Origin of the sequence: Acinetobacter sp. YH01019 (assembly GCF_013420285.1) — a bacterium.
Classification (GTDB): domain Bacteria; phylum Pseudomonadota; class Gammaproteobacteria; order Pseudomonadales; family Moraxellaceae; genus Acinetobacter; species Acinetobacter gandensis.
In genome coordinates this window covers 1-13,521 of the sequence record NZ_VOYM01000077.1, presented here as the reverse complement: position 1 = coordinate 13,521, position 13,521 = coordinate 1, and the positions used below count along the sequence as shown (strand labels likewise).

Below are 13,521 nucleotides of genomic sequence, written 5' to 3'. Positions count from 1 at the left end.
TGGTTTTAGAAGAAGTTGTAATTTCTCCAAAAAGCTTGAAAACCATTTTAAAGCCTTCGACTTAACCTTCTTTTACATCAATAATGGCTTCATTTAATGTCAGCATACTTTTTAAAACACCACCAAAAAGTTTAATGGTGATGTGCCTTAATATATTCTGAAAAAAATGCTTTTATAAATCTCGTATTTTAGAAACATCCTAAAAGATGAGGATGTTTCTTTTTTTGTGTAAATACTTTATTGAATCCATCCCCGTTGTATCAATGGTTTCATTAGAAAAGTATGCATGTTCAATATGTAATGCATAATCTTATGTTGGTGTTTCCACCAAATAGGCAAGCCTGCCAAATTTATGAAGAGAGCAATAAAAAAAGCACCGAACATATCAATAGGAAAATGTACGCCCACATACACGCGAGACCATGCTACAAGCAATGCAACCCAAATCAGTATACGACCCAAATCGCGTTTTAATGAAAAATAGTATGAGAACGCAATACCACTAAAAATACTCATGTGATTACTGGGAAAAGAGCCTGTAGGATCATGTTGTATTAAAGTTTGACCTACATCAATTACAAAGGGGCGAGGTGTGTGCAATATTGCGGATAAAATCTCACTTATACACAGTGTCACTGCGGTAAAGAGCGCAGCTTTTACAATTGCTGTTTTTGTTTCAATCTGTCCAAACAACCATGCGAAAGCAAAGATAATTAAAAATATGTAAATCAGATCATGTGCGATAAATTGAGCGAAAGTCATCATTAGTGTTGATGCATGCTCGGGCACATTTAATAAATAGTAAAGGTCAAGATTGAGTTGTTCGATAGACATGTTGCTTAAGGGGGAATAAGACAGTTGGCTAATGTAATCCTCTCGTGGCTAAAGATATAGCAAGGACTTGTAAAAATTAACGAAATAAATAAGCGCTTTGTTGAAAAGCAAAAAAGCCATCAAAAGCGACTGCTTATTTGATGGCTTTTTGATGCTAGGGCATGAACACTCAATTATTTAAACTGTATGGTGCCGTTGGCATTTACAGTGATTTTAGACTCGCCACCCGCCATTTCCTGTTCTGGAATTGCATCAGCTGCTGCAGCTTTCATCATGGCCATACGTGGTACAGGCTGACCACCATAATTGCTGGTATTTAAATTGATATTCACCAAGTTATAGCCTGACTTATTCCACGCTTGTGACAATGTTTGCGCGCGTTGTTGGAAGTTTTTAGAGGCTTCAACCATGAGTTCATTTTCTACTTTTTTTCGCTGTGCATCTGACACGCTAAAGCTGATGGACTGAGTTTGGAAATTTTGCTGTAACTCACTGACTAACTGGCTAGCAGCTTTAAAGTCAGTACTTTCTAAACGAACTTCAGCACGACCACGCCATTCTTTAAGTTTACGGCTGTCATTGTCATAGATAGGATAAGTAGTTTGTGAACCTGTTTCAATTTTTACCGATGGGTATTTTCGAGCAGTATTAACGGCCTGACTCATCAGCTGATTAATTTGTGCAGCGAGCTCAGCGGGCTGTTTGTTTGACTTTTCTATATACAGCACGGCATGCATTTCATCATTTGAAACTTGGCGCGTTGCATCGGCTTGTAAATTCACAATGTTGTAATTCAATGCTTCTGCAGCCTGTGTAAGCGCTGGAAGGCTCAAACTAGAGGCTAATAAGGCAGACGATAAGATAATTTTACGCATTGTTATACCTGTTCTTCTTTAAAAATTGCTAATTTAGCGAATTTACCCATTTTAAGATGTGAATGTGATGGTTTAAAGGAATATATGTGGTTGGATTGTAATTATTTGAACATTTTTTAAAAAATCCTAATTTTAGTAAGTTATTTTAAATCAGATGGTTAAATTAGTATTTTATGAACGGTTACAATTAATCCGTATAAGATCTAATAAAACATAAAGCAAAGAGGTTTTCTTTGTTTTGTCACACTGTAAGATGATAATTCAGGCTATCAATCGGATTGATCTGTTTTTTCAGTGCTTGATGCTATGATTTGGTCATAAAAGTTATTTATTTTCCTGAAAAATTCTGTATCATCCGCCGTCTAGTTAGCCATTACATAAAGAGCTCTTAAAACTGACTAGAAAATCATAAAGCACCGAGTCAAAAGACCGAAAGTCCCCCGACTTATTTCTTTCAACCCATATCAGAGATGGTAATTCGATATGAGCGTTTCTTCAGTAAATTCTGCCACTAAGTCTACTAACGAATACTATTTAACTCGCCAAAGTCAAATGGAATCCAATGTTCGTAGCTATCCACGTAAACTTCCACTTGCGATAGCAAAAGCCTTAGGGTGCTGGGTTACCGATGTTGAAGGTACAGAGTACCTCGATTGTTTAGCTGGGGCAGGGACATTGGCATTAGGCCATAATCACCCTGCGGTCATTCAAAGTATCCAAGACACACTTGCAAGCGGTTTACCGTTGCATACTTTGGATTTAACAACGCCTTTAAAAGATGCTTTTACTGAAGCTTTACTTGAGCAACTCCCTGGGGGTAAAGCTGAATATTGTCTACAGTTTTGTGGCCCATCTGGTGCAGATGGTACAGAAGCAGCAATTAAATTAGCCAAAACCTATACAGGTCGTAGTTCTGTGATTAGCTTTTCCGGTGGCTATCACGGTATGACGCACGGTTCTTTAGCAATGACAGGTAACTTGTCTGCGAAGAATGCTGTGAATGGCTTGATGCCAGGTGTTCAATTTATGCCGTATCCGCATGAATACCGTTGCCCATTAGGCATTGGTGGTGAAGCGGGTGTTGATGCATTAACGTATTATTTCGAAAACTTCATTGAAGACGTAGAAAGCGGTGTAACTAAGCCAGCAGCTGTCATTTTGGAAGCGATCCAAGGTGAAGGCGGTGTGGTAACAGCACCTGTGAAGTGGTTGAAAAAAATCCGTGAAGTGACTGAAAAGCACAATATCGTGTTAATTCTTGACGAAGTTCAAGCGGGCTTTGCACGTTCAGGTAAAATGTTTGCCTTTGAACATGCGGGTATCGAACCTGATGTTGTTGTCATGTCTAAAGCGGTGGGTGGTAGCTTACCACTTGCAGTACTTGGTATTAAACGTAAATTTGATGCTTGGCAGCCTGCAGGTCATACGGGTACTTTCCGTGGTAACCAATTGGCTATGGGTACGGGTCTTGCAACGATCAAAACCATTAAAGAACAAAATCTTGCTAAAAACGCGCAGGAGCGTGGTGATTTCTTACAAGCTGAAATTAAAAAATTAGCGCAAGAATTCCCATGTATCGGTAACGTACGTGGCCGTGGTTTGATGATTGGTGTTGAAATCGTTGATGAACGTAAATCAGCGGATCACATGGGTTCATTACCAGGTGATGGTCAATTGGCAGCAGCAATCCAAGCAGCATGTTTCGATAACAAATTATTGTTAGAGAAAGGTGGTCGTAACGGTACAGTAATTCGTTTACTTTGCCCATTGATCATCAACCAAGCTGAATGTGAAGAAGTGATTGTTCGCTTCAAGAAAGCTCTTGCTGAAGCACTAGTTGCAACTCGAGGCGCGTAAGACATGGTAGATTTTGCAGAACATCGTAAAGCGTTATTCTGCAATGATGCACAATCTATTGCTGACTATCAGTCGGCAATGGATTCAGCTGTAAAAGCTGTATCTGCATGGTTGCAAAATGACAAAATGTACACAGGCGGTAGCATTAAAGAGCTTCGCTCTGCTATTGCATTTAATCCTTCTAAAGAAGGTTTAGGTGTACAAAAGTCTCTTGATCGCATGGTTGAGCTTTTCTTAAATAAAAGCTTAAAGGTGCATCATCCGCATTCTCTAGCGCATTTACACTGCCCAACGATGGTGACAAGTCAAATCGCGGAAGTGCTGATTAACGCAACAAACCAATCAATGGACTCATGGGATCAAAGCCCTGCAGGTTCATTGATGGAAGTTCAGTTAATTGACTGGCTTCGCCAAAAAGTGGGCTATGGTGCAGGTCAAGCAGGTGTATTCACCTCTGGCGGTACGCAGTCTAACTTAATGGGTGTTTTGCTTGCACGTGATGCGTGCATCGCGAAAAACTGGAAAGACGAAAACGGTAACCCGTGGTCTGTTCAGCGTGATGGCGTACCTGCGGAAGCAATGCGTAACGTAAAAGTGATCTGTTCTGAAAATGCACACTTCTCTGTGCAAAAGAACATGGCCATGATGGGTATGGGTTTCCAATCTGTTGTCACTGTTCCTGTAGATGCAAATGCACGCATGGACATGGATGCGCTTGAGAAAACCATGGCGCACCTTCAAGCTGAAGGTAAAATCGTAGCATGTGTAGTTGCAACTGCGGGTACAACCGATGCAGGTGCAATTGATCCATTGAAAGAAGTGCGTGCAATCACCAACAAATATGGCGCGTGGATGCATATCGACGCAGCATGGGGCGGTGCATTGATTCTTTCAAATGACTATCGTTCAATGTTAGACGGTATTGAACTGTCTGACTCGGTAACGCTTGATTTCCATAAGCATTACTTCCAAACGATTTCATGTGGCGCGTTCTTGCTTAAAGATGAAGCGAACTATCGTTTCATGCATTATGAAGCTGAGTACTTAAACTCGGCTTATGATGAAGAGCATGGTGTTCCGAACTTGGTGTCTAAGTCACTGCAAACAACTCGCCGTTTTGACGCGTTGAAATTGTGGATGACAGTTGAAGCGCTAGGTGAAGAGCTTTACGGTTCGATGATCGATCACGGTATAGGTTTAACACGTGATGTTGCAGCTTATATTGATGCAACTGATGGTCTAGAAATGTTGGTTGATCCACAATTCGCCTCAGTATTGTTCCGTGTAATTCCTGAAGGTTACCCAACAGAATTACTTGATACCTTAAACCAAAATGTTGCAGACGAATTGTTTGCACGTGGTGAAGCGAATATTGGTGTGACTAAAGTTGGTCAAGTTCAATCATTGAAGATGACCACTTTAAGCCCAGTTGCGACTTTAGATAACGTGAAGAATTTACTTGCACTTGTGCTTGCAGAAGCTGATCGAATTAAAGGCCCAATCGCTGATGGTACATATACACCTGCAATTGACTAATCATTTGCTTGTGTGAAAAAAGGCGCTCAATTGAGCGCCTTTTTTTATGCTTTTAAATAGCTTAGATTTATAAATAAAGTGCAACTTAATTGATGTTATAGCCGTAATTTTTCATTAATGCATACTTTTTGTTGCGTAGGCGTATTGTTACTTTGAAGGATCAAAGTAAGCAAAATTCTTGTGAGGCTAAAGGTGCATTCATGTCACCTTTGCCCCACGGAGACATCCAAGTCGCTAATCACGTTAGTCATTTAAGCTTACAAATTTAGGAATAAGACAATAAAGGTTTAAAAAGAAAATAAGGTTTGTAACTTACTTTCCTCGCTTCTTTTAGGATAGGGTTAGGATGATGTAAAACAATTAATTACTAATGTTATGCAGCAAACAATGGACTAAATCCTTTCTTTCGTAATATTTTCCGATACATACTCGAACTGCGATCAGCTGGGAAATGTGCTTCTATACTCAAATCTAATGGCAAATATTCAGGCTTTTGCGATTCGGATACTAAGCGATCTTCTTCAAATATTTTTAAGTTAAAGTCGTAAGCATCTTCTACAGGCAGATCCTTGTCATAATTTCGACAAATAGGTGCAAATAGACGGGTAGAGCGGGCGGTCATTGGTGAGGCCGCATTCATAATCACTTGTTTGGTATCGTTGGGAAAATGGATAGTCAGTGTTGCAGTAAAAGGCAGATGTATTTCGAAATGACGTAGCCATTGAAAACCTTCTTGACCTCTTTGATCTAAACCAATGGGGTAACGTCCAACACTACTCCAATAGTCCGCATTAAAACCTGTTACTGTCTCAATGGTTTTATAGTCGGGTACTTCAACATTTTCAGGATCGCCAAAGGTATCAGGGTGTACCCATGCAAAATGTGCAACATCAATGAAGCCTTCGAGTTGTCGACCTGCAAAACATTGAAAATCTATAGTAGGACAAACCAATTGTTGATATTCGGTATTCTCCCAATTCGGCATGACAGGAATATTTGGTTCATCATCTGTACTTGCGGTCAGGCAGCACCAAATTAAACCATAGCGTTCTAAAGCAGCATAAGTTTTAAGGTTAAACCTTGGGGAAATTTTATGTTCAGGATGGGCAGGAATGCGGTTGCAGTGACCTTTTTCACCAAAGCGCAGTCCATGATAACGACACACAACACCTTGACCATCATTCTTTCCTAAACTGAGAGGCACGCCACGATGCGGACAGGCATCTTTGGCAACAATGATTTCATCTCCCATTTTATAAATCACCAAAGGCATGTCTAAGAGCATTGTGCCATAAGGCTGTTCAGTAATATCTCGTGCAAGTGCAATCGGGTACCAATATTCAGCCAATAGATGCCAATCATATTCTTCAAATGTCATATGGACGGGTAAATCAGGATTAAAAGTAGAAATGGCTTTACTATTCATTTTTTGATCTGCATGGTGACTTAAATTTCAATATAGGTGAAGCTGCTGTTCAGATATATTTCAATTAATGCAATGCGCTGTACTTAAAAACTGAATAAGAAAATGAAGATTAGTATTATAAAAAGTAATAGATGACAGTGGGTGGGTTATGTTTTTTCAGACGATTCGGAAATACAAAATATGACAATGTAGTGAATTTTTACGAATTTCTTAGCAATATAAAAACCAATTAATACTTTGCTAAAATTTATTACATATTGAAAATAAAGGAAATTTATTTAAATCAAAGGCCAATCATCAATTATCATAAAAGCGTCATAAAGATGTAACCTAACTGTCATACTCTAAAATCAAAATGCGTATATCGAAAAAGTACAAGACTTTATTAGAAAGTGGCGTACTCCAATAAATGCATCAATAAAGAGAGATGAGAATGCGCTTCAATCATATCGCAATTGCGTTGGCACTTTCAGGGGCAGCTGTTGCAACAACTGCAAATGCAGCTCGTGACACGATCCAAATTGCTGGTTCTTCTACAGTTTTGCCTTACGCAAGTATTGTTGCAGAAGAGTTCGGTAATACATTCCCACAATTTAAAGCACCTGTTGTAGGTTCTGGTGGTACTTCTGGTGGTTTGAAACAATTCTGTAATGGCGTTGGTGATAACACTATCGATATTGCTAATGCATCTCGTAAAATTAAAGACACTGAACTTGCTGCTTGTAAAAAAGCAGGTGTAAACCAAGTTCTTGAGATTAAAGTAGGTTATGACGGTATTGTGTTTGCATCAAACGCTAAAAAAGCGGCATTCAAATTACGTCCACAACATGTATTTGCTGCTTTAGCCGCTGAATTACCATCAAACGGTAAAATGGTTGCAAACCCATATACACGTTGGAACCAAATTGATCCAACTCTTCCTAACGAAGCAATTACATTGGTCATTCCAGCGTCAAATCACGGTACGCGTGAAGTATTCCAAGAGAAAATGGTAGATGCTGGCTGTGAAACTTACCAAGCATTTGCGAAGCTAGATAAAGATGCACAGAAAAAGGCATGTTCTACATTCCGTAAAGATGGCCGTGTGATTGAAATTGCTGGTGACTACACTGAAACACTAGCACGTTTAAAAACATCTCCAAATGCAGTCGGTGTTTTTGGTTTAGGTTTCTATGATCAAAACCGTGACAAATTACGTGTAGCGACAGTAAACAACGTTGCGCCATCTGAGAAAACAATTCTGAATGGTTCTTACCCTGTATCACGTCCATTGTTCTTCTACGTGAAAGGTGAGCATCTTAAATCAATCAAAGGCTTGAAAGAATTTACAGAATTCTTTGTAAGCAAAAAAGTATCTGGTAAAGGTTCTAAGCTTGAAAAAGCAGGTCTGATTTCAATGTCTGACAAAGAACGTGCTGCGGTACTTGCAAACTTCAAAGCGGGTAAAGCTGTTAAATAAAAGTATGGAAATAGCCAATGGCAGGGTCGACCTGCCATTGGTTTTTTTGCAAAGAAACAGTTTTTTCAAAATGTGTAATTGAAGAAACAGTGGAGATTACATGAATCTGCTCCTCATTGGTGTGTTACTGGCGATTATTGCCATTGCCTATCAAGTTGGCTTAACCAAGAGCCGTAAACTTGCAGGTAAAGGGAATAACTCAGCGATGCTGCATTCTCGACCGGGTTACTATGGTGCATTGGTCGCGTTGTGGTGTGGTATCCCAGCATTTTTAATTCTGATTGTTTGGAATTTAGTTGAACCAAGTATTTTTCAACAAGTCATTTTAAATCATGTGCCTGAACAAATTCGCGCAACGCTAGATCCAGCGAGTACAAGCGTGATGGTTGAGCGTGTACAAGCATTGGCTTCAGGTTTTGGGGTGAGCGATACACCAGCTGCTTATGAACTTGCAGCAGCAGAACAGTTAAAGAAAATTGAGAACATTGGTTCATTTGCGAAATTAGCAGTTGTAGTAAGTGCGGCATTGATTGGTTTAGTGATGGCTAAACGTCGCATTGCAGAAAAATATCGTGCACGAAACCAAGTTGAAAAAGTTTTAAATGTGGCATTGGCACTATGTTCAGGCGTGGCGATTTTGACCACTGTCGGCATCGTAATGTCGATGTTTAGTGAAGCAATGCGCTTCTTTAGTTTTGTTAATCCACTCGATTTCTTCTTTGGTACTGAATGGAACCCAGGTTTTAGTACTTCGGGAAGTGCAGAAGGCAGCTACGGCTTATTACCTTTATTGTGGGGTACGCTCATGGTGAGTGGTATCGCATTATTGGTAGCTGTTCCTGTTGGTCTAATGATTGCAATTTATCTTGCTGAATATGCAAAACCAAGTTTCCGTTCATGGGCAAAACCTGCAATTGAAATATTAGCAGGTATTCCAACCATTGTTTACGGTGTATTTGCTTTAATGGTTATTGGCCCATTTGCTAAAGATTTAGGCGCAATGATTGGGCTCGATATTAATGCTACAAGTGCCTTAACCGCTGGTTTTGTCATGGGCATTATGATTATTCCTTTTGTCTCTTCATTATCTGATGACATTATTACTCAAGTGCCACGAGCGCTACGTGATGGTTCACTCGGATTAGGTGCGACTAAATCTGAAACGATTCGCCAAGTGGTTATTCCAGCAGCATTGCCGGGTATTATCGGTGCGTTCTTGCTTGCAGCATCACGTGCAATTGGTGAAACCATGATTGTGGTACTAGCCGCTGGTAATAGTCCGCTGTTACATATCAATCCACTCGAAGCGGTTTCGACAGTCACAATTACTATTGTGAATCAATTAACAGGTGATACAGATTTTGCAAGTCCTCAGGCTTTGGTTGCCTTTGCATTGGGCTTAACGCTGTTTGTAATTACTTTAGGTCTGAATATTGTTGCGCTGTACATCGTGCGTAAATACCGTGAGCAATACGAATGAGTACGACTAATACATCAAATATGGATCAAACATTCGATCCACAGGCTGCTGCTGAGCAGCGTGAAAAACGTAAAAAAATCATCGAAAGCTCATTGGCAAAACGTCACCGTAAAGAAAAGACGTTTCGTATGTTTGGCTTCGGTGCGGTCATTACAGGTTTATTATTTGTTGCTTTGCTATTTGGCAGCATCTTGGCAAAAGGTTTACCTGCATTTTGGCAAAGTAGCATGACTGTACCGGTGTTTTTTGATCCAGCAATTATTCAAATCGGCCCTAAACCGGTTCAAAAAGAAGGTGAGTCACCTGCACAGTTTGAAGAGCGTTTTATCGCTTGGCAAACTGAAATGGGTATGGTGGATTGGGATGCACTCATTGTTAATGGTATTGTTAAAAAAGCCCCTGAAATTGCCAATCAAAGTGATGAGTTAAATAGCATTTACACCAGTTCTGAATCTTATCGCTTACGTGATATGGTGATGAAAGATCCATCACTGATTGGTAAAACGCAGGACTTTAAAATTTTAGCTGATGCGAATGTCGATGTATGGCTAGCGGGTAATATTGACCGTAGTTTGCCAGATGAACAGCAACAGCTCAGCCCTGAAGTACGTCAATTGGCTGATCAGTTAAAAGCCGATGGTGTTATTACCAATAGCTTCAATACAGAGATCTTTAAAAATCCAGACTCACGTAGTTCACCAGCAACTTCTGGCTTAGCAGGCGCATTTATGGGCTCGCTATTTATGATGCTGATAGTGATTGTGCTATCTATTCCAGTTGGTGTGGCATCTGCTATTTACCTTGAAGAATTTGCACCGAAAAATTGGATCACTGACATAATTGAAGTCAACATCAATAACCTTGCAGCAGTTCCATCGATCGTATTTGGTTTGTTGGGTGCAGCAATCTTTATTGGTTGGATGCATATGCCACTCTCTGCACCTGTTGTAGGTGGTTTGGTCTTGAGTTTAATGACACTACCAACCGTAATTATTACAACACGTGCATCTTTAAAAGCAGTTCCACCTTCGATTCGCCAAGCCGCTTTAGGCTTAGGAGCTTCACGCTTACAAACAGTTTTCCACCATGTATTACCGTTGGCACTGCCGGGTATTTTAACGGGCGGTATTATTGGTGTGGCACAAGCTTTAGGTGAAACAGCACCACTATTACTCATTGGTATGAGCGCCTTCGTTGCAAACGTACCTGCTACGCCACTTGATCAATCGACTGCTTTACCTGTTCAGATTTTCTTATGGCAGGGTAATGAATTGCGTAACTTCTTCGAAGGACGTACCGCAGCAGCGATTATTGTACTTCTGGCATTGATGATTGGCTTGAACAGTCTTGCCATTTGGTTACGTAAGAAATTTGAAGTACGCTGGTAATTGAGAGCATTATATGAATACAGTTATTACTCCAGAACAGAATTCCTTAGAACAGGATAAGTCCGTGAATCCAGAACAAACGCAATTTACCTCTGCTCAGGGCAGTCAAAAACAGCCATCGACTTCGTTTGTGTCTCAGTTCGATACACAGACAAGTCAAAAGAAAGATGCCAAATCTACTGATGTAAAAATTAGCACACAAGATGTTCATGTTTACTATGGCGAGACTGAAGCAATTAAAGGGATTGACCTAAATATTTATGCAAATGAAGTGATTGCATTTATTGGTCCATCTGGCTGTGGTAAATCAACATTCTTACGTACCTTAAACCGTATGAATGACACCATTGATAGCTGCCGTGTAACCGGTAAAGTGATGATGGATAATCAAGATATCTATGATCCAAATCTAGATGTGGTTTTACTGCGCGCGCAAGTTGGCATGGTATTCCAAAAACCAAACCCATTTCCAAAGTCAATCTTTGATAATGTCGCTTATGGTCCAAAACTTCATGGTTTGGCTCGTGATAAATACGACATGGAAGAAATAGTGGAAAATAGTCTGCGTAAAGCCGGACTTTGGGATGAAGTGAAAGATCGTTTAAATCAACCAGGTACAGGTCTTTCAGGTGGTCAGCAACAGCGTTTATGTATTGCTCGTACCATTGCAGTATCGCCTGAAGTGATTTTGATGGATGAACCATGTTCAGCACTGGATCCAATTGCAACAGCTAAAGTAGAAGAACTGATTTCTGAGCTTTCAAATCAGTACACTATTGCGATTGTGACCCACTCAATGCAACAAGCAGCGCGTGTATCTGATCGTACTGCTTACTTCCATCTTGGTGATTTAATTGAAGTAAATGCGACAGAAAAGGTATTTACTCAACCAGACCATCAACTTACAGAAGCGTATATCACGGGCCGTTTTGGTTAAATTTCTGAACGTATAAAGCGAATTTTAAAAAGAGCCAACTGGCTCTTTTTCTTTTTTAATGTACTAAATCTTATAACGAACTATGGAAATAATTGCTCATGTAACTGAGTTGACCAATTTAATGAGAATTATTTTTATATACACATTGAATTTTTGTGACGAAACCCACATCTTATAAAAGATAAATATGAATTAAATGAGTTTTAAATTTTATGCTATTTCATAATCCCAAATTACCTGCTGAAATTCGTGTCAGTCATTTGAATGCACGTATTAACGAACAACGAAAAAAAATTGCTCAAACGACTGCATCTAAATTAGAGCTTTTACAGCTTGCACAGCAACTTTCAAAAGAAGCGCGTCAGCGTAAGAAAAATAATGAAAAAATATATGTACTCGATTTTAAAGGTGATACCGCAGCGTCGGCTGTCGAAAGCCTTCGAGAAGAAATTACATTGATTTTGGCGACTGCAAAAGCAGGTCGTGACCGCGTGGTACTTCGTTTAGAAAGCCCAGGCGGTATGGTACATGGTTATGGTTTAGCTGCTGCACAATTGGTACGTTTACGTGATGCAGGTTTTAAACTAACGATTTGTGTAGATAAAGTCGCTGCAAGTGGTGGCTATATGATGGCATGTATTGGTTCTGAAATTGTCTCTGCACCATTTGCTGTTGTTGGTTCAATTGGTGTGGTTGCCCAAGTTCCAAACTTTAATCGTCTGTTAAAAGAAAAGCATATTGATTTTGAACTTTATACTGCGGGTCAATTCAAACGTACTGTGACCATGTTTGGTGAAAATACTGAAGAAGGTAAAGCAAAGTTTGAAGAAGAGTTACAGCAAACGCATAACTTGTTTAAGCACTTCGTTGAAAAATACCGCCCACAACTGAACGTAGAAAAAGTTGCTACAGGTGAACATTGGTATGGTCAAGACGCTCTAGATTTGAATTTAGTTGATCAACTGAAGACCTCTGATGAATATTTATTAAGTCTTTTACCGCAGCATGATGTTTATGTAATTGAAACGCGTAAAAAACCGACGCTAGGTGAAAAATTAGGCCTGCAGGCAGCTCAAATTGCTGACTCATTGGTTCCTGCTGTGATATCTAAAGTGATGGAATCGCTAACAAAAGCCAATGCGAACATGGTTCAATTAAAAGATCCAAAATTATGATTTTAAGTCTCGTCTAATCGAGCTGTTATATAGATATAAAAGGTCATTTTAGGATGGCCTTTTTTAGTGAAAAATTAAATAAAAAATAATTCTGATGAATAAATATATAGAATGGTTTGTCTGTTTAACACCAATTTGATAAGGTACTTAACTAATTATTTATTAGATGTTTATTACATAATAACACTGAGGGAAAAATGACAAAAATTGTCGTGATATCGAAGAAAGATCAAACGATTTTAAAAGAAACTCAGGCCAACAAAATACAAATATCTCAACCTTCAATTATTCAGTTAGATCTCAAGCCAATCGATATTCAATCGATCCATCGAGTAGGGGTAATCCTCCCATAAATAAGCGAAGTTAAAAGTAGAGGTTAAGCAGCCATTAGAGGTGGCTTTCCTTTGTTAGCTTGATGTGGTCTTTTATGGTTGTAATGCCACAACCAGTTTGTTGCATAATCTTGTACTTCATCCAAAGTATCAAATAAATGCTTGCTCAGCCAACTATAACGTATGGTCCGATTATAGCGTTCAATATACGCATTCTGCTGT

Annotated in this window: 12 protein-coding genes and 1 pseudogene; 9 read left to right on the top strand and 4 right to left on the bottom strand. The window is 39.5% G+C overall.

Annotated elements, in window-relative coordinates:
- Window positions 1–97, top strand: a pseudogene (locus FTT84_RS14645) (IS1 family transposase); the annotation flags it as partial.
- 140 nt (window positions 98–237) lie between these two features.
- Here FTT84_RS14645 and FTT84_RS14640 read toward each other — a convergent pair.
- Both FTT84_RS14640 and FTT84_RS14635 read right to left on the bottom strand, forming a co-directional pair.
- Window positions 238–834, bottom strand: a complete 597-nt coding sequence (locus FTT84_RS14640; protein WP_180081608.1) for an undecaprenyl-diphosphatase — start codon at window positions 832–834, stop codon at window positions 238–240.
- 173 nt (window positions 835–1,007) lie between these two features.
- Window positions 1,008–1,709 (bottom strand): SIMPL domain-containing protein, encoded by a 702-nt coding sequence (locus FTT84_RS14635; RefSeq protein ID WP_180081606.1) that lies wholly within the window; start codon window positions 1,707–1,709, stop codon window positions 1,008–1,010.
- 483 nt (window positions 1,710–2,192) lie between these two features.
- Here FTT84_RS14635 and FTT84_RS14630 point away from each other — a divergent pair, with 483 nt between their 5' ends.
- Both FTT84_RS14630 and FTT84_RS14625 read left to right on the top strand, forming a co-directional pair.
- The gene (locus FTT84_RS14630) at window positions 2,193–3,566 is read left to right on the top strand and encodes a diaminobutyrate--2-oxoglutarate transaminase (RefSeq protein ID WP_067765782.1); all 1,374 of its coding nucleotides are present in this window, start codon (window positions 2,193–2,195) and stop codon (window positions 3,564–3,566) included.
- Between the two features lie 3 nt (window positions 3,567–3,569).
- The gene (locus tag FTT84_RS14625; RefSeq protein WP_180081604.1) at window positions 3,570–5,102 is read left to right on the top strand and encodes an aspartate aminotransferase family protein; all 1,533 of its coding nucleotides are present in this window, start codon (window positions 3,570–3,572) and stop codon (window positions 5,100–5,102) included.
- A gap of 373 nt (window positions 5,103–5,475) precedes the next feature.
- Here the strand turns inward: FTT84_RS14625 and FTT84_RS14620 are convergent, their stop codons facing one another.
- Window positions 5,476–6,528, bottom strand: a complete 1,053-nt coding sequence (locus FTT84_RS14620) for a Rieske 2Fe-2S domain-containing protein (RefSeq protein ID WP_180081602.1) — start codon at window positions 6,526–6,528, stop codon at window positions 5,476–5,478.
- Window positions 6,529–6,961: 433 nt separating this feature from the next.
- Between FTT84_RS14620 and FTT84_RS14615 the strand changes: the two genes are divergently transcribed.
- From FTT84_RS14615 to FTT84_RS14590, 6 genes are all read left to right on the top strand, one after another.
- Window positions 6,962–7,987 carry a substrate-binding domain-containing protein gene (locus FTT84_RS14615; RefSeq protein ID WP_034703646.1) on the top strand — a complete coding sequence of 342 codons (1,026 nt, stop codon included), beginning with the start codon at window positions 6,962–6,964 and terminating at the stop codon, window positions 7,985–7,987.
- A 100-nt stretch (window positions 7,988–8,087) separates the two neighbouring features.
- Entirely contained in the window at window positions 8,088–9,467 is a 1,380-nt protein-coding gene (gene pstC, locus FTT84_RS14610; protein ID WP_180081600.1) for a phosphate ABC transporter permease subunit PstC, read from the top strand.
- Window positions 9,464–10,855: a phosphate ABC transporter permease PstA gene (gene pstA / locus FTT84_RS14605; protein WP_067762785.1), complete on the top strand. Its 1,392-nt coding sequence runs from the start codon at window positions 9,464–9,466 to the stop codon at window positions 10,853–10,855. Before pstC ends, pstA begins: the two co-directional genes overlap by 4 nt.
- Before the next feature lie 13 nt (window positions 10,856–10,868).
- Window positions 10,869–11,792 (top strand): phosphate ABC transporter ATP-binding protein PstB, encoded by a 924-nt coding sequence (pstB, locus tag FTT84_RS14600; RefSeq protein ID WP_067762784.1) that lies wholly within the window; start codon window positions 10,869–10,871, stop codon window positions 11,790–11,792.
- Window positions 11,793–12,004: 212 nt separating this feature from the next.
- Window positions 12,005–12,967, top strand: coding sequence for a protease SohB (gene sohB / locus FTT84_RS14595; protein WP_180058884.1), 963 nt, complete (start codon window positions 12,005–12,007; stop codon window positions 12,965–12,967).
- Between the two features lie 197 nt (window positions 12,968–13,164).
- Window positions 13,165–13,320 carry a hypothetical protein gene (locus FTT84_RS14590; protein WP_180081598.1) on the top strand — a complete coding sequence of 52 codons (156 nt, stop codon included), beginning with the start codon at window positions 13,165–13,167 and terminating at the stop codon, window positions 13,318–13,320.
- A gap of 23 nt (window positions 13,321–13,343) precedes the next feature.
- Here the strand turns inward: FTT84_RS14590 and FTT84_RS14585 are convergent.
- Window positions 13,344–13,521: integrase core domain-containing protein (locus tag FTT84_RS14585; protein ID WP_180081596.1), on the bottom strand; the 178-nt coding region annotated here is incomplete at its 5' end.